The organism is Xanthomonas euvesicatoria pv. euvesicatoria, from assembly GCF_020880415.1.
GTDB lineage: Bacteria > Pseudomonadota > Gammaproteobacteria > Xanthomonadales > Xanthomonadaceae > Xanthomonas > Xanthomonas euvesicatoria.
In genome coordinates, this window is the sequence record NZ_JAJIUJ010000038.1 from 37,985 (window position 1) to 58,794 (window position 20,810).

Below are 20,810 nucleotides of genomic sequence, written 5' to 3' on the forward strand. Positions count from 1 at the left end.
CTTGACGCAAACCTTGGTTGCTGAAAAAGCAATAACGTGGGGCTTGCAGCCTTAGGTTTGGCGCCAATGCCAACGCCAGATCAACAAAACGCAAATGTAATTTTAATGTCTGCGCGGGTAGCCTCAACTCACGCAAGTTGTGCAGTAGATCTCGAAGTGTAGGTGCTATGGATAGCGAATTAGCTCAGACGGAAGACGCAGAACAACCGCTCTTTCGCAAGCGAAAGGGGCCGGAGACAACTTCCACACTCGGCGACCTAAAAGATGCGTTTCCCTCGTCCATCCGGATCTGGATCGGCTGTGGCTGTGTGCTTTTCCTCTTGCTGGCCACGTTTGTTCTGACCGCGTCCTACTCCAAGCGGGAGCACGTGTCGGGCCAGATCATTTCCACGCATGGGCGAGTGGACATCCGCAGTGGAACGCCTGGCCTCATCCTGTCGACGACATTGAAGCCAAATGCGTTGGTCAAGAAAGGCCAAGTGCTTGCGGAGCTGTCAGCCGACATCACCGATGAAGCGGGTCGCTCTTTGTCCGATGAGACGATCAAGCGTGCGCTCACCCGATCAGAAGAACTGACCAAGGAGCAATTGCAAACGCATGACTTTTCCGGCCAGCGCGAGCGGGAACTGACGCGTCAAGTCGAAGAAACGAGCGGTGCGATGCAGGAAGTCGCTCGCAAGATCTCAATCTTGGAAAAGAAATACGCCAAGAACAAAGAACTGTTGAAGACCATTGAGCCGCTGCTTGCTGAGAAGTATGTGTCCAAATACACCTACCTCACCTACGAAAATGCCCTCTTGGATGCAGAGGCGGAGATTCAGGATGCCCGCGCGCAGCAGTCCACACTTCGCAATCAACGTGCCGCATTGCTGGGTGAGATCACCGAGATAAAGACAACGGCCAGCAGGCAAGCAAGTGAAATCGAGCGCGAGAAGTCCACGATCGAAGATCAAGTGGCCAGAGCCAAGTCTGACCGTCTGCAAACCATCACCTCACCCTTGAGCGGCAGTGTTGCAGCAATCTTTGCATCACAAGGTCAGCGCATTGGCACCGACTCGATCATCGCGTCCATCACCCCAAGCGAGTCGGTGTTCGAAGCTGAAATTCTTATTCCTTCCAGGGCCATCGGACATGTGAATGTCGGCACCGAGGTGCTGCTCAACATCGCCGCATTCCCGAAAGCAAAGTATGGCGCCATCCAGGGGCGCATCGCATCGCTGTCGACGCAAACGAGTCCGCTCGGTGAGTTGGAGCGCCGCTATGGTCGCCAGTCGCCCACTGAGCCGGTTTACACCGCCAAGGTGGCCTTGCCTTATCAGACCATCGGAGTTGCCCAAGAAGCGAAGTCCTTCCTGCCGGGGATGGAAGTGGACGCGGAACTGATCTTGGAGGGCCGAAAGATCTGGGAGTGGATGTTTGACCCCTTCCAAACCATGGGATCACGCTTGACGGGTGAAAAGCGATGAAGGACGTCTTGACACCATCCGCCAATGGCGCTGCCGAGACGGATCGCTCTGCTGAACCAAGCCTGGTGTTCTCCTCGAAGCGCCGTGTGCCGCATATCCGTCAGACGGAGTCGAGCGAGTGCGGCCTGGCCTGCATTGCGATGCTGCTCTCCTACTACGGCCATGAAACGAGCCTCGGGGAGCTTCGCAACCGCTTTACGGTGTCGACCAGCGGGGCAACGCTCGCTTCGCTGATTGAAATCGCTGATGCCAACGGGCTTACAACGCGCCCGCTTCGCTTGGAGCTTTACGAACTGCCCAAGCTGTCGTTGCCTTGCATGGTCCACCTGCACCACGGGCACTTTGTCGTGTTGACGGCTGTGCGGGGCGGTCATGTGCATATCAGCGATCCCGCAACCGGCGTCAAGAAGATCAAGCTCGACGAGTTCGATGAGGTCTTTAGCGGCATTGCGTTGGAGGCGCATCCCGGCCCGGCCTTCAAGAAGATTAAGAGTGTGCCGTCGGTATCGCTTCGCGACCTGGCAGGCTCGCTTCGGTCCCTGGTGCCCGCATTTTGGGTCGTGGGCATCTTGGCGCTGTTCCTGGAAGGCTGCGCGCTGATTGCACCGCAATACCTGAGACTGACCATGGATCAGGTGCTCAGCGTCAAGGACGATGGCCTGGTCACCACATTGGCGATCGGCTTTTCGATCGTGCTCTTGGTCCAACTCGTCCTGACCGTTGCCAGGAAGTGGACCTTGCTGTGGATCTCTTCCACCACCGGCTTGCGGTGGAGCAGTAACTTGTTCCGTCACCTGGTGTCGCTACCCCAGTCGTATTTCGTGAAGCGGCATACCGGGGACATTTCAAGTCGCTTCCAGTCGATCTACTCCATCCAGCAGTCGCTCACGACGAAGATGCTGGAAGCGGTCATCGATGGGGTGATGTCTTTCCTCATGTTGTTGCTCTTGATGAGCTACGACGCGCCGCTTTCCTTTGCCTTGTTGGCTTTCACCATTGCCTATGTGGGTTCGCGCTACGCTTACTACGCCAAGCTGAAAGAAGCCAACCTCGACCAGATCAACATCGATGCACGCCGGCAAAGCTTGCTCTACGAAACGGTCCGAAGCATCCAGCCCATCAAGTTGTTCAACAAGTCAGCACTTTGGGCGTCGCGCTTTACGAACTACAGCGCGAAAGCGACCAACGCGACAATCGGGGCCGAGCGGATCCGCATCGGGTTCGATTCTGTCCAGCTCCTCATCCAGGGCCTGTGCCGCATCTTTGTGATCTGGGAAGGCACCCGGTTGGTGCTCAGTGGGGATATGACGCTCGGGGTGCTGACGGTCTTTTTGATCTACGCGACGCAGTTCAGCCAACGCAGCATCAACCTGGCCGACTACTTGATGCAGCTCCGGCTGCTTCGTTTGCACACAGAGCGCATTTCAGACATCACCCACAGCGAGCCTGAGTCGTTTTTGCATGGTAACGGCGCGCTGGAGGATGCTGCGCCCGCTATTGCCATTGCTAACGGCTACTTCCGCTACTCATCCACCGACAAGTGGATCATGAGCGCCTTGCAGCTCAGGGCCCCCGCAGGCCAAGTGATTGCGATTGTCGGGAACTCAGGCGTGGGTAAGACCACACTCATCCGCGTTCTGGCGGGGCTTGAAGATCTTCAAGTCGGGGACTTCTTAGTCAATGGAGAGGATCTGCGCAAGGTCGGTAAGTCGAGCTACCGGAGCAAAGTCAGCATCGTCATGCAAGGAGACAATCTGTTGTCAGGAACGTTGTCGGAAAACATCTCTATGTTCGATGAGCACATTGACCAAGAGCGCCTGGTGCAGGCTGCAAAATTGGCGTGTATCCACGACGATATCCAGCGCATGCCAATGGGCTTCAACACCAGAGTTGGCGACTTGGGAAACACGCTGTCAGGTGGTCAGAAACAACGGATCTTCTTGGCCAGAGCCTTCTACAGGCGCACTAAGTTGTTGTTGATGGATGAGCCAACGACTGGGGTTGATGAGCAGATGGGCATACAGCTGATGAAGAACATCAAGAGCATCGGCGCGACTACAGTCATTGTGACGCACGACAAGAACATTTCTCGGATGTGCGATATGCACTATCTCTTTGTGGGCGGGATCCTAAGGCCTTTGATCAAAGAACAGCCTAGCAAATTTGAACAGGACGAGGCCGGGGAAACGGCTGAGAAGTCCAGTCTACAATGAGGAGTTACAACGCTTATCAAAATAAGTTCAAAGGAAAAAGGCGAAATGGCACATTCAATTAAAAAAAATATCAAGAAAACAGTCTACACACAGGATGGAGCGCTGTAATGAGAGAATTGACAAACGAAGAGCTGTTCCTAGTGGCAGGTGCAGCAGCCGCTGCGGATGTTGATCCAAGCGAGCCCCCTACTGAGATTCCACCAATTGTGGTTAACCCGCCTACAAATCCACCTCCGAGTCCGCCTCCGACTATTCCTCCTTCACCGCCAGTTGAGCAGCCCGGGCCAATCACCCCTCCGGGTGGTGGTGGTGGTGCACCCACACCTTTGCCGCCTCTCGTGAGTGGGCTCGGTGCGGGTGCGGACGCGTATCTGAATAAAAGCGAAGACGTGAAGAGTTTGCTTTCAAAATATATTTCGGGCGGTGCGGACGTCGAATTTAAAGATCTTGGAACGGTAAAGGGCGAGGTTGATGCAGGCAACATCTATCTAGATGACGACCTCAAAGGAACCACGCTTCAAGCTGCAACTGTACTGAGTCATGAGCTTTATCATGTCTATAACCCCGTGAATTACGGCACCCAAAACCCGACTCAAGAGCAATATGTCAACGCATGGCTCAATAACGAAGCCGGCTCAGTCATGTTCGAGATGAATTTTGTCAAACAAGTTGAGGCAACTAGTATTACGCAGTATCCAGCTGATCTAACTAGCATCTATAACCAAATTGGCACGACGCTAACAGCAGAGCAGGCGAACGCTAAGATAGCTGAGTGGTATGGTAATCAGGACCATGGTGGTGGGCAAACTGTGAAGCAATACTACGAATCTGTTTATAATTCAAATAAAAAGTAGGTGAAATTATGAGATTGTGCATTAACAGACCTCTTCCATTAGCAATTTTAACTGCTGTGTTTTTAATGCCCACACTAGCATTTGGGGGTGCCTTGGGCACCGATAAAAAAATCAGCGACCTGATATCGTTGTTCAGCTCTGGCGTTGAGGTCGAGCAGTCTCAAGTCGAGAGGTTGATCGGAACTGATACGGCTGATGTCGAAATTACTAGGGATGAACCCCTTCGTCGCCACTACCGGGTGGCATTAGATGACCCGAAATCCCAGGTGACTGCGCTGAGTTTCGGAACCAATCGAAATGACGAAGGTTCCCAAGTGTGGAACATAGCCGCGTTGACAATCGTTTCTTCTGATACTAAAGCCCCTGGGTGTGAAAAATACAGGGATATTGTGAAAAAATACGGGTTTGTGGAAGGGATTCGAGAGCCACGATCCGTTGTAAAAGGGGCAGCCTGGACGCAGCCGGCAACTTCAACTAAAGGTCCATACAAAATATTTGTTTCGACTACGGATGTTACATCGCCATGTGTTTCCGGATTGACTGTATCCAAAAAAGCAGCGGATGATTCTAGTTCTTCCGCCAATTAAAATGGAAATCATCTTCACCCTTACGTTGGCCAAGCCTTTTGATTGGTCGACGCAAGGGTGATGTGCAAGGCGCTGATAGCCATTAAATGGGGAAAAAAGCCCTCAGAAATCTTTCATTATATTTGAGTGATAGGGTGTGACTATACTGATGAAGAGGGCGTTGGCTTTTCTAATCATCCCAATTTTTATTGTCACGGCAATGGTTGTGCATGCTGAAAATAGGAATTCTCAATTGAATTTGGGTGACGTTATCGGTAAATTTTATGATCCAGCTAAGCCGGTCAACTATGAAACTTTCCGTGATATCGGCCTCAGTGAATTTCGGCAAGTAAGTTCAAGCCGGTCATTGAACATTGCTTTTCGTTCAGCCGCGTTGAAGACAAAGGATCAATATGGAGTCTCCTTCGTTGAGTTCAGGGTTCCACCTGAGCTCGACAAAGGAGTGAGCTTTGCGTATATGGAATTGACGCCGCGCCACTCGCCGATGCCGGCAAGGAGGTTTTCTACAAAACCGATCTTGGTGGAACGTCTGTGTATGTGAAAGCGAGCTCGAAGAGTGAGTGCTTGCTTGGGCTCACGAGGAGTCGAAACTAAACGGTTTGCTGGCGCTAGCCAATTAGGCATCTATCTAGTTGGCTAGCGCCGAGATGAGCAACCAACACGTTTGGCGTAAAAGGATGAGTTCAGGCAATACATCGTCATAAGTAGCCGCTGTGGGCATTGGAGGCGACAGCGTGATGGCACTACGCATCCGGCCGCTCTCTCAGGGTGTTGCGAACGATGAGGGAGTAGACGAGGAGGGCTGGCGCGCAAGTCAAGCAGATGCCGATGAAAAACGTGCCATAGCCTAGGCTTTGTCCATAGCGCGTGGTGAGATAAGCCACTGCAAGGCCTGAGAAGCCGGCAAGCACCCTGCCGAAGATCGAGTAGAAGCTTGTTAGCCAAGCGTAGTGCTCTCCTGCGCGCCCGAGTGTGACTAGCTTTGACATGTAAGCAACCAACGCGATGCCGGTATAGCTACTGGCAAGGTTTTGAAGAATAACGCTAGCCCAAAGCAGCTCAACGGACTGCTCGTTGGACGAAAGCAATGCAAGACCGAGGAGTGCAAGTGCTTGGAGAGCTGCGCCAACAAGGATGGTCGTGCTCAAGGATATGCGCTTCAAGCTAGTGCCTGCAACCAAAATTCCGAGGAAGGCTGCTGGGATACCAAGCCAGATATGGAGGGATCCGACCACATTCTTTCCAATGCCAAGGGCATAGAAGAACGGATTGATCATGGGACCCAGAAGAATGTCCGGTAGGCGATAGCAGCCGATGAAGACGACCACCGCGATCCATCCTTGGAGCGTGGAGGGTCGAAGCGACACCAACGGAGCCCCGTGCTTCTCCGCACTCGTGCGACCTGGGGTGAGGACCCTATCGGGGGCAGATCGCAGAAAGAGCGTTCCGCAGATGGGCACCAACATCAGGGGAAGCAGAAGTGCATAAGCAACTTGCCAGGACAACCGCGCTGCGACCAAGAACACCAGACCGTCGCTCAGCAGTAGAGCAATGCGGTAGCCAAATTGGTAGGCAGTGAGGAGCTTAGCTGGCTGCTGGTGCACTGCCTCTTGTTCGATCCGAAACGCATCGACTGAGGCATCCAGGGTCGCACCGCCAAAGGCGGCTGCGATGCAGCTCAGTGCAATGAGCGGAAGGCTACCTGCGACAACGCTCAGGACAAGGCCCAGGAGAGAGAGGGCGACCATGACCGAAGACAAGACAATCCAGCCCTGACGGCGCGACATGCTGCTTCCAACGACCGGCGCACGGCGTTGGTCGAGATGGCGGGCCCATAGGAATTTGAGGGAGTAGGGAAGTGCGGTCCAAGCCAAGGCACCGATGACTGCAATCGAAAGCGACTTTTCGCTGAGCCAATAGCCTAAGGTGCTGCCGATCAGCGGATAGGGCAAACCAGAACCGAAGCCCAGGAACAAAAATCCAGTCCAGGCCTTGGTCGGCCTTGATGTCACTTCCTGCATGGGCTGCAACTGCCTTGTCGCTTCGGTTCGTCCATTCATATCAAGGAAGCAACGTGTCTTCCTCAGCCATCTTTGCGAAGGGTGTAAGTCTTGGTTCCCAGGATAGCGCCCGTCCTATCTCGCACCAAGCGATGCGCTTGCTTGAAGTGAGGGCGCAAGCGGTCCCGGAGTGCTCTCGCCAGGCGTCGGTGATGCTCTGGCATAGCCACGAAATCCAGGATCCAGAGTTGATCACCTTCGTTCCAGTCGCTAATCGGTAAGAACGGGGGATCTTGCAGAACCAAATGACTGGCGGTTTCATGGGTTAGATATGCCCATAAGGCGTAGCCGGTCCAGACCCCATCTCCATCTTCGATCGTGACGAGCTGGCCTAGGCGAATCGCAGGCCATATCCACACGTAGGCAGCTGCGATACTGAACCTCTTGCGGTCAGTCTTGAACAGAAGTTGTATCGCCAGGCCAAGCGCCTGCGCATCAACGGCATTAGGTTGCATGGGTGTTGGTTGAGCTGAATTTCTGCGCGGCAACGGCAGCGTCCGGGAAGGTGAGCAGTGCGGCAGGAATTGTTGCACGCCCGTTCAAGCCTAGACCTACGAGGTAGCTAGTGGGTTCGCAGTCGACAAGCACGACGGTTCGATGGCCAGAATTGGTGATGCCGAGTTTCTCATCTGCGACTTGGGCACCGAAGAGCAGTGTTCCCCCATGCACGCGTGGTCCCGACAGCTGGGCTGCATAAGCCATGCGGTGCGTATCAAAGAAATACAACGCGGTGGACACGTGATCGCTTGCGTAGCCTAGGACAAGCCAGTGTGGTGGTAAGCCTCTCCAAACCCGTCGCGAGACCGCGACCTCGGTTGCGATAAAGACCGAGACCCGCTCGGGTCCCGACGACCGATCGGCGAGGATCGACCGCACCAGCTTGATCGCGCGGCGCTTAGAGACGCGATAGGAAAGGCGTGGTCGTGGTCTCAGCCAGCGGTTGGCCGCACAAAGATGAAGATCTGAGTTCGGAAGTGCGCGCACGAACGCTGCGATCTCCTCGCCAATCTGAGACCCCCGGGTTGCTTTGCCTCTGAGGTGGTCAGAGAGCCAATCGTGGCGCTCGCCGTGCTTTGTGGGCTGATCGAACGCATAGTCAATGCGCTGTTGCTCGCGGTAGTAGCGCGCAATGAGCGCTTTGAAATGCAACGCCTCTGGGCTTGACTCAGGCAAGGCACACGCTTCTGCACAGTGATGGAGAAACGCAGCTTCCATGTGATGCTCGATCTGGATGAGCAGTTGATCGATGTTGGCGATTGTGTTGTCGAAGTGGGAATACTTGTTGAAGAAGTAGGCAAGCGATGGAAGCGAGTGGCGAACATCGCGCATCTCATTGCCGAAGAAATGACCATGTCCATCGGTGCCATGCTTCCAGCTGGGAACTGCGCGGAAGCCGCCGAAATCCAGGAACTGCGCGTTCAATGTGATGTTGTCGCTTGTCGGGCGCCCTGTCCAAAGGCGATGCGCGCGACTTGCGGCAATCTGCTCGGCAAGGCGGAGGTAGAGCTCAGACAAGTTAACGCCTAAGCCATTGGGATTGCCCGCATCGAGCTGCGCGTGTTCGTCGGCAAAGTGGATGGCATCTTTGACCCGCAGGCTATCTTGAAATTGATCGCTGTTTGCGCTGCCTGATGTTCCGAAATACAGGCTGCGCTCGAAATGCGCCAAGCGAAGGAAAGCGGGCCGGATTAGAATGGCGCAACGTTCCGGTTCGTCTGCATCGGTGCGTGCCAGGGAGAAGCCGGCATCGATGATGGCAACGATGGGGACTGCCCCGTGGGGGAGCTCTGCGTTGAGGATCTCGCTGGCGACTGCCTCGCGAATGGCATCGTAAAGATAGAGACAGCCATGGGAGTGTGACCAATCATGGGCCTCGGAGACCAATGGCGTGGGGCCGGTTCCTTTGGCGATGAGCATGCCATCGGAGCCACAGCGGCCACTCCCTCCGTGGATTGCCCCACCGCTCCCACCATAGCGATCAGCGCCCAGTGTCTGGCGTCCGAAGCTGCCGGCAACGCAGTGAGCTTCGAGAGAGGTCACGGCAAAGCGCTCAAGCAAGGACGCTGAAATGCTGGTCCGAGTGGGCTTGTCGTGGATGGCGATGCCCAAGTCATGAAACCAGCGCTCATTGAGCCAGAGCACGGAAGCATCTGGCAGCTTTCCCACTGGGAAGGGCACGAGCATCGAAGTGCTCACGCTGGCGAGGTTCAACAGGTTGGGGTCGTTCTTGTCATCCATGTCCCAGTAGTCATTGGGCATTTCGCGTCCTTCTTTCTGCAGTTGTTGCGACTTCGCGTTCGATCGGCTTTAGCGATGCTACCAACCTGACGGCAGTTCGTCCTGCTGCCGCTTGGATTTCCGAAAACCACTGGACATCACGGCTGCATAGACCATTGCCTTGAAATCGGCACAGGGCATGGCAAAAGTTAGGTCTGTACAGGTCTTATTCATTTTCTAATATAACTATTAATCATACGTAGGGGCGCAATTGCTGACTAAGCCGTAGCGCGAAAATTCTAATAAAGAATCAAACAGCAAGAGCGCACTTATGGTTTCTGCTTTGCAGAAACCGTGCGCCAACGCTGCGCGTCGGTGCGGTGGCTTTCGCCACCTCGTTGCTATGCTTCGCTAGGCAACACAGCCCTTCAAAACCCCGAGATTCATGTCTCTTTGTTGTCGAGTTCGCTTAACTCTCGACACGGGATGTTATGCCGCTTCTTTGTGTGCTCCACAAACAGGAGTTTCACAAATGGCGATTTATCACGCAACAATGAAGTCTTTTAGCCGAGGCAACGGCGACTCGTCGGTCGCAGCAGCGGCCTACCGAGCAGGGTTTGATCTGCTCGATACGAGCACAGGGCTCGGTCACAATTATTCCCACCGAGGCGGTGTCGATTTCCATCAAATGCTTGCGCCAAAGGGAGCGCCTTCGTGGTGCTTCGATGCGCAATACTTTTGGAACGCAAATGAAGCGGCCGAGACGCGCAAGAATGCACGCGTCTGCCGAGAAGTCGAAGTATCGCTTCCGCATCAACTCGATCCACACCAACGAAGAGTGCTTGCCTTGGCGCTGGGTCAATTGCTCGTCGAGCGCTTCCAAGTGGCCGTGTTGGTGGCGGTGCACACGCCAAGTAAGCTGGGCGATCAACGCAATCATCATGTGCATTTATTGATGTCAGCCAGACAAGTAGGCCCCGGTGGACTGGGTGAGCGCGCCTGCGCTGAGTTTGATGCGCGACAAGGCGGTGGCACGCGAGCGCTGCGGCAAATCCGCAAAGACATCGCAACGGTTATCAATGCGCATCTGAAAAATGCCGGCAACGCGGCTCGGGTGGATCATCGCAGTCTCCGAGCACAAGCGCAGGAGGCCGCGCGCAATGGGGAGTTTGAACGCGCCCGCGAACTCACGCGCCGGCCTGGTAAGCACTTGGGCAAAGCCAAAGTCGCGGTGATGCGCAAAACGAAGTTCACCGCAGAAGTCAAGGGTGCAGGGGGGCAAGCTGCGGCAGTGGCGCTTTCAAAGCTTGTTGCTGAGCACATGAAAAAGAGCGGGAGCCTCGTGCATGAAGTGCCGCCGTCTCACAGCCATGCGGCTGCACTTCGGGATCGGACCAACGCAAAAGAGTCTGGATTAGAAGGGCGCACAGCGGGTGGGCCGGGGCGATTGTCAGGCGCAGAGCGGGTGCGGCAGATCAAAGAGCGCTTGGCGCGTGCGCCAGCGCCAAGCGCAGGACTCTACACGCCTTACAGCGGTCAGACCCGACATCTTGGTCGCGTGACGCGTCTGGCTCGGTCTTCGGGTCGAAAAGACGCGGAGGTGCTCAATGCGGAGGCTCAGCTCATCGAAGACTGGCTCGAAGCGCAACGGGAGGTCGCGCAGCAGTCTCTCGAAGTATTGCGGCAGATCCCGGGTATCCAGATTGAACCCGAGTTCCAGCGGGCGCACTCCGCACTCATCTGCCGGCGGGTCGACAGCTACGCCACAAAGCCGTTCCTGTTCGAGGATACGGAGATGCTTGCTCGCTCAGTCAGCAGGTATGCCCATACGCTGGTGCGACCCTACAAAGCGCGTGTGGCCGTGCTGGATGCGCAAGCCAAGCTTGTTGAGCAAGAAGGCAGCGGAGACGCGCAAGCGGTGGCGAGGGCACGCCAGCGTTTGGGGAGGGCAAAGGTGCATGTGTCTCCTCGCATCCAGGCCATCCAGCAATGGCGCATCAAGCGGGCTCGAAAGGCGATGGTGGAAGCAGCTGAGGCTTTGGAGAAGAACTTTGCCGCACAGCCGATCGAGGTGCTGACGCCTGAGGCATCTGGCGATGATGCGCTTCCACCACAGGCCGAAGGTGATGCCGGGCATTGGGAGTTGAAGTTTCGGCCACCGAAGCCAAGTCTATGACGGCTCAGATATTTCTGACCGTCGACCGCGCAGCAGACTGATGGTGCGCCTAGGCATTTGCCTGGAAGCTAGGGTCGTCGCAGAAGGTTCCCGCCAAATGATCGGAACAACGCCGCCCGCCATTGGCACCCGGCGCCGAGGCCAAGGCTCCAACCCCAGCGACACAGGAGTCCCGCATGCGGGGCTCTTTCTGTTGCAGCCCGAATGCTACGGCTTTTCGCACAGATCTGTTGAAGTGCAAGGCAAATCAACGTCTGCACCCTGAGGTAGTTGACGTGGCTTCCTGCCCCGTAGACGAACCTCTCCTACTTTGCGAAGCTGTGCTTTACGGAACAGGGGAGGCTAGATACATGGAGTTTGTGGGTAAACCCATCACGGGTGAGATGATTTATAACAAGCATGCTTCTGCCATCGCAGACTGTTCTGAGGTCAAGGTTGCAATTGCATACGCCACGAAGCCATCCGGCGATATCCTTCTATTTGAGGACTGCGTTGCCAAGGGGAAAAAGCTGACGTTCTATGGCCGTGTCGATGGCTCATGTCCCATCGATCTGCGTATTCTCGACTGGTTCTTGCGTCGTGCATCGCCCAACTTAGTGTGCCATCTTGTGCCGCACTGGCTACACGCTAAAGTGATTTGGTGGGTAGGCCAAGGGGCATATATTGGTTCGGCAAATCTGACCGATCGGGCGTGGTTCAAGAACTTTGAAGCTGGGGTTTACATCAAGCACGAAGAGCTTGAGCACTTTGGGATGGTGCTCCAACTTGAAGCATTCTTCGATGGCCTTGCGCAGAAGTCGTTCCCGCTCGATAGAGAGGAATATGAGCGTCAGATCAAACAGGAGAAAAGGAGGGAAGATCTAGTCGGCAAGCTCAACAAGATCGAGAGTGAATTCGAAGACGATCATTGGAAGCTGAAAGACCGCACGCCCCCTATCGCTCCCACGCCAAATCGAAAGGCGCTCGAAGCGAAGATTGCAGCTTTCCAAGCCGAATGGTCACGCACACTCACCTTGATCCGAAATGTTGGCGCTCGTGTTGCGCTTGATGAGAATCGCCCCAGTTGGATCTCGTCAGATGTGTCTCAAGGCGTTCAAGGCGATCAATTCCTTCACGCCTACTACTACCAAGTCGTCAGGCCTCATACCGAAAAAGATGCTTACGAACGAGAATTCCGAAAGAATCGTCTCGATCCAGAGGTTGCACTACGGAGTGGACTGGCTTGGTGGAAGGCAGGCGAATATAAGCATGAGCATGAGGAATCTACGATTTATACGTCGGCGCCCTTGCTACACGAGCTTCTCGCACGAGGCAGGATCACCACACTGACCGAAGGTGAATGGATCGATGCCCTTACCCGCGTATACGCTTTTGGCGATCATGCGATGAAGATCAGTAACCTATATTTGGGCTTGGGCACCGATCCAGGCAGCCAAGCGAAGAGTGAAGCCTTGGCGCGGATACTTTGGAAGCAACAGTCTGGGAACGGAATGACTGCGCCCGAGGTGCTTGATTTCGTAATTTGGGGGGATGGTGATGTGGCTGAGCGCATCTGGCTAGCGAGCCATGATCATGACTACAAGCTTTCGCATATCGGCACTAGCATCCTGGGTGAGGTGGTGGGCTGGGCCCGCCCGACGGAATACCCACCACGGAATTCACGCACAAGCAAAGCGCTTCGAGCACTTGGGAACGATGTTGATGTTCTCGTCTAGCAGCCAAAACTCATCACTGGGCAGGGCTCATCGGTCACAACTCCGCGTTGACACGCGAAGCTGCGATTAGCTAGAGCACCAACGCAAGACCATCAGAACAATGACAATAATCGCGATCCAAGCTCCCGCGCCCATGCGTTTGTGTGAGCTGTTTCTGCGAGCCCTGGTGATACCTGATGAGAGCTGGGTAGGGCATGGGGAACAAAGCATATGGCGCTGTTTTTTGGAGGGCTTTTGGCGACAGGAATATTGGGTGAGGCGAGAAGAAATTTAATGTCGAGAGGCGAATGCGGCCGATGTGAGAGATTTTCCAAAAGGGGGGCGCAGACCCTGGTTAGGTATAATAGCTTTTCTGCCTTCGGTTCAGCTTGCTATAGATTGGAAAAAATCCAAATTTTCTGAAAAATTCACTTAGCGAGAGTGGGATGGCAAAGATCCGTAAAAAGAAAGCGCCTATGGGAAAGGTCCTGAGCAAAGAGTCGGTTGTTGCGAATTGGCTCATCGACTTAATAAACAGTGGCAAGCTAGTAGATGAAATTGTCGGGAAGGATGAAGTCGAGTCCGTTATTGGGGCTGCCGACCAGGCCAGCCACCTCCCCAGATTTTCGATCGACAAAATGAGTCGGCTAGCCAGTGCGAGGGCTTCAAAATTCGTCCTTGGCCAATTGGGTCTTCTAGAAATCGTTGCTGTTGACAAGAGCATTTCGCTGGTATCTGGCGAGGTGCTGAGGCCTGATATCATTGCTTACAATCCGGAATCAAGGGTGGTGCTGATTTTCGAAGTGAAGAGGGAGAAGGGGCCAGAGCGGCAGGCAGTTTCAGAGGTGGCAGGTTATGAGCATGAAATTCAAAACCTGTTTCCATTCCTTTCGAACATGGACATTTGCTTTGTCATCGTTGCTCGTGATTGGAGTGACCTTTTAGACCATGGTGTCGCAAGCTTGACTACATGGTCAGGCAAGCAGTGTTTGGCCTTGAGCCTGGATTACGACGCTGAACCACGGCAATTACAATGTCGTATCGTCGAAGCCTGGTATCCGACCGCAACTGTTGATATTCCCGAAGAGGCGATGCAATGTTTTGATGTTGTCCTCTACGAAAAAACTGATGACTCGCTAAATCGGGACAGTGAGTTTCCACCTCCACTTGTTCAAACGGCCATCAGCATGATTGCTCGTGAAGGGGACCGGATGCGATCTCATGGTTTTTTGATGCTTTGGCGAAACCTTGTTGACTCGAATAGGGCGTATTGGGTGTTCACGTTGTGCACGCTTGACCCTGGCGTCTTTCACGCAACAATGCAGAAGAACGCTGATGGTCGGCAATCTACGTTGACCACCTATTTTGCTAAAGTAGGCGGTCTTTCAAATGGCTCTATGCCGGGCAGCGGATACCGAATTATAGATCATGCGAAGAATCTTCTTTCGGAAGACTACGATGTCCAGATTGAGAATCATAACACTTGGAAAGAGAAACAGCGGCAGCATCGCGGCCGCTCTGAACCTTTTTTATTTGAATTTTGGGGCGAGCCAGGCGACTTCTCGCGATCCTTTGTGACAAGCCAAACGGTTCGATCCTCTCTACTCCCATTTCTTTCGACTTCAAAGCTTGACTGGACACATCCCCTTGTGGCACTTCCCGCCATCGGCTACATGTCGGGCAGAATTCCCTTCGTCGAGGGTCAGGTCTTCTGCAGGGATCTATTCGAAGCTGGTATAACCCTAGGTTCGCTGCAAATATGCCTGCTACACATTCGATCATTACTGGATCAACGCGGAAACGATCGAAGTGGCGAGAAAGAAAGCGCACTGCGCATTGCTGTCGCTTTGTCTAAATGGTGTTTCCCGGACGCTGTCGCGTTAATGGCTGAGCTGGCCCAGCTTTTTAAAAGCTACTCATCTATTCAGGTACCACCGCCACCGCTCTCTAACAGAGAGGAAAATTCGGTCGAGAGCGTGGGTGCCATCATTGAGTGGGTAACGAATCATCTTATTGACGAGAGTGGTTATCACAAGGTGGCATTCTTGCTGGGATTGCAACTAAGTGGGTGCTACGAGCTCCTTAATGCTGGAAAGCCGTTAAATGAAACGCCAGATGGCTTCGAAGAGATTCGGAAGAAAATGATCCTCTTCTGCCGAAACGTGACTGAGGAGATGATTGAGTGGGGTCAAAATAAGCACATTTCGCGCGGAAATGGATTGTATGTAAGAGACTACATTCAGGGGCTGACATCCATTGCAAATATTGAGGGTGAAGCTAATATAGTGTCCGGCCTCAAAGATTTAGATTTTGATAGGCTTTTAGATGTGCTTCGTCTTTGCGTAGATGCGGTCGATAAAATTCGTTTTCCTGTCCATCACACCTTGGTGCCCACGGGGCCGTTGAAACCAGACATGTCTTTGTTGAAGAGTCGTGTCCAACACATCTTCGAGAAAGGTGATAAGAGGGCTGCTGTTATAGTAAGTGCCTCGGGCGCATACGGTGTGGGACACCTTCCAGAAGAGTGTAAAGTTCTACCGCCCTTGGAGAGTACGGAGGACGCTATCTATTTTCTAGATCAAAGAATTGGATTTGCACTGGCTACTAAGTTAAGTTGGGAAGAAGTGGGTGTAAGATTTGCCAAAGGACTATAAGTTAGTTGCATGGCTAACCTCCGGTCTCACTAGGCGCAAGCCTCTAGCGCCTAGCAAGTTGATCGCCTAGCTTGCAAATTCCGTGTGTCCGCTTAGGTGCAGGCATTGATTCCGCGACGATAGAATCCACTCAGCCACCACACGGTATTCGGGGCGAGATCCCCCGTGATTTTAATTCTTCCACCCTGTTGTTCTTGTTTTGTTCGTCCTCTTTTTGGCCGCTTGCTCTCGTCGTCGTTCCATGTGGCGAACCTGCTTGAACGCACGGTCAAATTGCCCTGGCGTGTAAGCGGGCAATGGAAGCGGAGGGCCAAACCGTTCAATGGCCGCAAAGCGAGCGGGGACAGAAGGTGGATCGACGTAGTGCTTCAAGCCTGGTGGAAGCGTCAACTCGTGGCCGGTGATTTGCTGCGAAATCGGAAGCGACACGCCGTGCTCATTGACCAACGAATTGGACAAGGTGTGTCGGAAGCAATGAAAGCTTTTGAGCCGTTGGGTCAGCCCTTGCTTGATCGCATAGGCCCGGAACTGATCCCCGAGCGCATCGCCATACCCGTTTTCGGCGTTGTAGGGCAAGTGCGGGAACAGTCGCTCAAAGCCTGCGCGCTTGACCTCATCCACATAGACCAAGAACCCAGCCTCAATCAGGGATGTGGGCAGGGGCACAAACCGGGAGGAGTGGGGGTTCTTCAAGCGCTGATCCGGCTTTGCTCCTCGGAAATGCACGCCCCAGAAGTCACCGACCTTGCCGATGTCTTCGACATAGAGCTGCGCGACTTCGTTGACCCGAGCACCGGTCGCAAATCCCAACAGCGTGCCAAACCATCGGTGCGGATACTTTTTGGCCCAAGACGTGAACGCATTCAGCTCGAGGAGCGCTTCGAGCTCAGCCTGGCTAAACGGATCACGGCTCGGCTCATCGGTGAGCGACTTGGCGCGATTGAGGATGGCTTTGTGAGGCGCCTTGCTAATCAGGTCTTCGTTCGCCAAGGAGTTGAAGAAGGACGCAATACGATCCCGATGCTTCTCTTTGGTGCGCATGCTCAGCAGTTCATGACCACCTTGCCGTGCCTTGCTCAGGATTTCGACAGGGGTGAGGCCGGCGAACACCGCCTTCTTGGTGGCGTTGCTCGGATAGTGCTCAAGCGCATCCAGGAACTGTCGGACGTCATCGGTCTTGTAGTCCTCGACCGGCTTGTCGCCGACAAGCGCCACAAACAGCCCCAGGCTGTGTTCGGTATCGAGCACGTTTTTCGCGCTTCGCCCCACACGCCGCATTTCACTGATGTGGATGGTGGCGCGCTCTGACAGCAGCGGTCCGGCGCTCTTCACAGAAGCCAGTTGCTGAAGAGGGAGGTGTTTCAGTGCGTCCAGCAGCCGAGCATGATCCCCAGCTCCGTTGGCAGAGAGCTCCACGCCACCGACCTTGATGGTGTAGGGGCGGGCTTCGTTCCCTTGCAACGCGGCCAGCGCCTGGCTCAGCAAATCGTCCCGCATGCCCGCTCCCTGCCGCATCTGATCGAATGCTTCCGAGAGTGCCACAGCAGTTCGTGCCACGGCCAGACGGGCAGCATCACCAAGGGCCAAGCGAACGGGACGGACAAGGTAGCGTGAGCCGATAAGGGCTTGAAGGTCGGTCGGGACGAAAAAGCGCACATACAGCCCAGCAGGGCGGCGCAGAAAATAAGGCTTCGGCACGGGGTTTGATACCTCGTTTGATACCTAACGCAGGCTCAAACTGAACATCAAACCCCGGGCCTAACCTTCGCGAAATCAAGCGCTTACTGCTCTTTTCCGCGATCAGATGGTGGAGGTGGGCGGAATCGAACCGCCGTCCGGAAGCACTCCATCCCCAGCACTACATGCTTAGCCCTCCGTTAGATCTCGTTTCCAGGCAGCACGGTTGGCAAAGCGCACCTGGAAACCAGCCTGCTTTATCTGACCGGTAGCTGACAGGCAGCCACTACCGATGGTTCCGTGATAATGACCCTACACCTACGAGCACGGGCACAAGTAGGTTCGGGGGTTCGCCTTAGGCGGCTGTAGAACTACAACTAAAGCCAATTAAGCGGCGATAGCGGAGTCCGAACCGTAGTTGTCATCGTTGGCAACTAAAAGTTTGCTGCTGGATTAACGAGGAAAGCTGCCCCCTCGGCATGCGCCAAGCGACTTCGCGACCCCCGTCGAAACCAGTGCACCCCCGGGGAAAGCAATAAAACGCTGACCGGGTCAGTGTAGGGATCGGCGCGCCCTGTCACAAGTGGTGAGATGCGCAACGCTTACAGTGGCTTCAGTCCCGTACCGAACGGAACAGTCTGCATACGAAGGAGCGACGCGATGGCGACAAGCAAGCCCCCACGTTCGAAACCTGCACGCGCGCTGCCGCGCAAGGCGGCTGCAAGCACGCAACAACCGGCGCGGCCGCCCGCTGCGCGCGCGCAGCAGGCCGGGACCCAGGAGTCCACAGCGACCCGCGTGCAGGGCAAGGCGCGCACGGTGATCTACATCCATGGCATCGGCAACAAGCCGCCGGCCGATGTGCTGCGTTGTCAGTGGGACAAGGCGTTGTTCGGGCGGCCCATGGGCGAGCGCACGCGGCTGGCGTACTGGGTCAATCGCGAGCGGTATCCAGTGGCCGAGCCGGGCAATTGCGACGCGCGCGATGTGGGGCCGGCGCTCAATCAAAGCGTGCAGCGCGCCTTGAGTACGCTTGGCCTGGTGCCGGGCGAACAGGACCTGCACCTGTTGGCAGAACGCGCTGGCGCAGAGCGAGCAGGAAACGCACCGATCTGCATCGGCTGCTGGACGAGCTTCAGGGCACGTCCGTGTCCGGCAGCGTGCAGGCCAAGGGCGCCATCGATGCGATCAACCGGGTGTTGCTGCGGCTGATTTCGGCTGCATTGTTGCAGGATGTGCATGACCTGTTCTTCGTGCCGGAACGTGCGGCGTTGATGCGCGAGAGTCTGGCGCAGCGGCTGCGCGCAGGGGGCGGGCCATTCGTGGTGGTGGCGCACAGCCAGGGGTCGATGATCGCCTTCGATGTGCTGCGCCAGCTGAAGGCCGCCGATTGCGAGGTCAGTTTGTTCCTCACCCTGGGTTCGCCACTGGGCTTGCCGCAGGTGCGCAGCATGTTCAAGCGCTGGACCGGCACGCGCAAATTGCCGTTTCCCGAGTGCGTACAGCGCTGGATCAATGTGGCCGAAACGCGCGACCCGATCGCGCTGGACCCGGACCTCACCGACGACATCGCCAATGCCAAAGGACGTTTCGAGAACCTGGCCGCTGCGCGTTTGAATCCGGATTGGCAGCACAACCCGCATTCGGCTTCGGGCTATCTGTCCATTCCGCAGGTGCGCGCCGCGGTGCGCCAAGCCGTGGGTGTGGGCTTCGATCAGCCGGTGTCCAATGCAGTGCTGATCAAGGACCTCAGCGAGCAGCTCGAAGCGCATGGCCCTGAGTACCGGCACGATGTGCTGATCGAGCTGGATCGGCGTGTGTTGGGGAACGACCCTGCCGGTGTGCGCGCATTGCTGTTGCAGCATGTGCGCGAAGTCGCTGCGCGTACCACCGGCCTGAGCGGCGATGCGCTGGATGAGGCGATCGAGCTGGAAGACAGCCTGCAGCGTTTCGTGTCTGCGCGGCTGACCCGATTCGAGATCGAGTCGCTGCAGGATCGCTACCGCGCGTTGGGCTTTCGGCGGGTGTGGCGCGATGCCGGAAAACGCGCGTTGATCCATGTGTCGGGCAATGTGCTGCATGCCGATGCGGCACGCACGGCGTATCGCGCACGCGGGCAGCAGATCGGTTGGGCGGTGATGGATACCGGCATCGTGGCCGATCACCCGCATTTTTTCGTCAAGGGTGAACGCGACACCGTGGTGGCACAGTGGGATTGCACGCGGCGCGGCGCGCCCAAACGGCTGACCCGCGCCGATGGCACGGCGTTTACCCGGCTCGATCGGCATGGCCACGGCACGCATATCGCCGGCATCATCGCCGGCCAGTGCCGCGCGTCGATCCCGGAGGCGGGCGGCACGCCCGGCCGTCCGCTGGAATTTTCCGGCATGGCGCCGGATACCCAGCTGTATGGCTTCAAGGTGCTCGACAACGCTGGAAACGGCCGCGATTCGTGGACGATCAAGGCAGTGCAGCAGGTGGCCGACATCAACGAGCGTGCCGGCGAACTGGTCATCCATGGCGTCAATCTGAGCCTGGGCGGCTGCTTCGACCCGGAGAGCTACGGTTGCGGGTTTACGCCGTTGTGCAACGAATTACGCCGGCTGTGGCGGCAAGGCGTGCTGGTGGTGGTCGCGGCCGGCAACGAAGGCCTGGCCTGGTTGATGCGCAACGACGGTGACGCATATGCCGCCAACATGGATCTGTCGATCAGCGACCCGGGCAATCTGGAAGACGCCATCGTGGTCGGCTCAGTGCACAAAAGCAGCCCGCACAACTATGGCGTGTCGTATTTTTCCTCGCGCGGGCCGACCGCCGACGGCCGCAGCAAGCCGGATGTGGTCGCGCCAGGGGAGAAGATCCTGTCGGCCTACTACGACTTCGACCCGAACGACCCGACCAGCCTGATGGTGGAGATGAGCGGCACCAGCATGGCCGCACCGCATGTCTCCGGCGTGCTGGCCGGCTTCCTGTCGGCGCGCCGTGAGTTCATCGGCTTCCCCGATCGGGTCAAGCAACTGCTGCTGGATACCTGCACCGACCTGCAGCGCGACCGCTATGTGCAGGGCAGGGGAGTGCCGAATTTGATGCGGATGCTGGGAGCGACGTGATCCGGAGCCGTGAGTCGGGATTGGGGATTGGCAAGAGCGGTGTGGCTTAGCCTCGCCGCTCTGCAGGTGTGGATCGCAGGACAGCAGTGCAAAAGGCCACGC

12 protein-coding genes, 1 other RNA gene and 1 pseudogene are annotated in these 20,810 nt (G+C 55.8%); 9 read left to right on the forward strand and 5 right to left on the reverse strand.

Going from position 1 to position 20,810, the window contains the following annotated elements; all coding sequences use genetic code 11:
* Positions 1 to 167 precede the first annotated feature (167 nt).
* The 5 genes from LN450_RS06170 to LN450_RS06190 all read left to right on the forward strand — a co-directional run bounded on the left by LN450_RS06170 (position 168) and on the right by LN450_RS06190 (position 5,661).
* A complete protein-coding gene (locus LN450_RS06170; RefSeq protein ID WP_228892706.1) occupies positions 168 to 1,466 on the forward strand; it encodes an HlyD family secretion protein in 1,299 nt (432 codons plus the stop codon).
* Entirely contained in the window at positions 1,463 to 3,679 is a 2,217-nt protein-coding gene (locus LN450_RS06175; protein ID WP_228892707.1) for a peptidase domain-containing ABC transporter, read from the forward strand. Before LN450_RS06170 ends, LN450_RS06175 begins: the two co-directional genes overlap by 4 nt.
* 107 nt (positions 3,680 to 3,786) lie before the next feature.
* A complete protein-coding gene (locus tag LN450_RS06180; protein WP_081033292.1) occupies positions 3,787 to 4,533 on the forward strand; it encodes a hypothetical protein in 747 nt (248 codons plus the stop codon).
* An 8-nt stretch (positions 4,534 to 4,541) separates the two neighbouring features.
* The gene (locus tag LN450_RS06185) at positions 4,542 to 5,120 is read left to right on the forward strand and encodes a hypothetical protein (protein WP_081033293.1); all 579 of its coding nucleotides are present in this window, start codon (positions 4,542 to 4,544) and stop codon (positions 5,118 to 5,120) included.
* A 148-nt stretch (positions 5,121 to 5,268) separates the two neighbouring features.
* Positions 5,269 to 5,661 (forward strand): hypothetical protein, encoded by a 393-nt coding sequence (locus tag LN450_RS06190; protein WP_228892710.1) that lies wholly within the window; start codon positions 5,269 to 5,271, stop codon positions 5,659 to 5,661.
* A 202-nt stretch (positions 5,662 to 5,863) separates the two neighbouring features.
* On the opposite strand, the gene LN450_RS06195 is transcribed toward LN450_RS06190, so the two are convergent.
* The 3 genes from LN450_RS06195 to LN450_RS06205 form a co-directional block, all read right to left on the reverse strand.
* The gene (locus LN450_RS06195) at positions 5,864 to 7,141 is read right to left on the reverse strand and encodes an MFS transporter (protein WP_228892713.1); all 1,278 of its coding nucleotides are present in this window, start codon (positions 7,139 to 7,141) and stop codon (positions 5,864 to 5,866) included.
* Between the two features lie 62 nt (positions 7,142 to 7,203).
* Entirely contained in the window at positions 7,204 to 7,635 is a 432-nt protein-coding gene (locus LN450_RS06200; RefSeq protein ID WP_057680253.1) for a toxin-activating lysine-acyltransferase, read from the reverse strand.
* Positions 7,625 to 9,439, reverse strand: coding sequence for a protein adenylyltransferase SelO family protein (locus LN450_RS06205; protein WP_057680252.1), 1,815 nt, complete (start codon positions 9,437 to 9,439; stop codon positions 7,625 to 7,627). The genes LN450_RS06200 and LN450_RS06205 overlap by 11 nt, the downstream gene beginning before the upstream one ends.
* Before the next feature lie 490 nt (positions 9,440 to 9,929).
* Between LN450_RS06205 and LN450_RS23345 the strand changes: the two genes are divergently transcribed.
* From LN450_RS23345 to LN450_RS06220, 3 genes are all read left to right on the forward strand, one after another.
* On the forward strand, positions 9,930 to 11,573 hold the full coding sequence (locus LN450_RS23345; RefSeq protein WP_081033228.1) for a MobA/MobL family protein: 1,644 nt from the start codon (positions 9,930 to 9,932) through the stop codon (positions 11,571 to 11,573).
* Positions 11,574 to 11,923: 350 nt separating this feature from the next.
* On the forward strand, positions 11,924 to 13,288 hold the full coding sequence (locus tag LN450_RS06215; RefSeq protein ID WP_211261768.1) for a phospholipase D family protein: 1,365 nt from the start codon (positions 11,924 to 11,926) through the stop codon (positions 13,286 to 13,288).
* A 425-nt stretch (positions 13,289 to 13,713) separates the two neighbouring features.
* Positions 13,714 to 15,921: a hypothetical protein gene (locus LN450_RS06220; RefSeq protein WP_155518709.1), complete on the forward strand. Its 2,208-nt coding sequence runs from the start codon at positions 13,714 to 13,716 to the stop codon at positions 15,919 to 15,921.
* Between the two features lie 171 nt (positions 15,922 to 16,092).
* Here LN450_RS06220 and LN450_RS06225 read toward each other — a convergent pair whose 3' ends face one another.
* Entirely contained in the window at positions 16,093 to 17,619 is a 1,527-nt protein-coding gene (locus LN450_RS06225) for a site-specific integrase (RefSeq protein ID WP_057680247.1), read from the reverse strand.
* Positions 17,620 to 17,726: 107 nt separating this feature from the next.
* Positions 17,727 to 18,123, reverse strand: a transfer-messenger RNA (tmRNA) gene (gene ssrA, locus LN450_RS06230).
* A 135-nt stretch (positions 18,124 to 18,258) separates the two neighbouring features.
* Between ssrA and LN450_RS06235 the strand changes: the two are divergent.
* Positions 18,259 to 20,708: pseudogene (locus tag LN450_RS06235) on the forward strand (S8 family serine peptidase).
* The last annotated feature ends 102 nt before the right edge of the window (positions 20,709 to 20,810 follow it).

Coding starts and splice junctions, on each gene's coding strand:
- LN450_RS06190 (WP_228892710.1), top strand. CDS start 5,269: ATGAAGAGGGCGTTGGCTTTTCTAATCATCCCAATTTTTATTGTCACG.
- LN450_RS06175 (WP_228892707.1), top strand. CDS start 1,463: ATGAAGGACGTCTTGACACCATCCGCCAATGGCGCTGCCGAGACGGAT.
- LN450_RS23345 (WP_081033228.1), top strand. CDS start 9,930: ATGGCGATTTATCACGCAACAATGAAGTCTTTTAGCCGAGGCAACGGC.
- LN450_RS06215 (WP_211261768.1), top strand. CDS start 11,924: ATGGAGTTTGTGGGTAAACCCATCACGGGTGAGATGATTTATAACAAG.
- LN450_RS06200 (WP_057680253.1), bottom strand. CDS start 7,635: ATGCAACCTAATGCCGTTGATGCGCAGGCGCTTGGCCTGGCGATACAA.
- LN450_RS06180 (WP_081033292.1), top strand. CDS start 3,787: ATGAGAGAATTGACAAACGAAGAGCTGTTCCTAGTGGCAGGTGCAGCA.
- LN450_RS06220 (WP_155518709.1), top strand. CDS start 13,714: ATGGCAAAGATCCGTAAAAAGAAAGCGCCTATGGGAAAGGTCCTGAGC.
- LN450_RS06185 (WP_081033293.1), top strand. CDS start 4,542: ATGAGATTGTGCATTAACAGACCTCTTCCATTAGCAATTTTAACTGCT.
- LN450_RS06170 (WP_228892706.1), top strand. CDS start 168: ATGGATAGCGAATTAGCTCAGACGGAAGACGCAGAACAACCGCTCTTT.
- LN450_RS06195 (WP_228892713.1), bottom strand. CDS start 7,141: ATGCAGGAAGTGACATCAAGGCCGACCAAGGCCTGGACTGGATTTTTG.
- LN450_RS06205 (WP_057680252.1), bottom strand. CDS start 9,439: ATGCCCAATGACTACTGGGACATGGATGACAAGAACGACCCCAACCTG.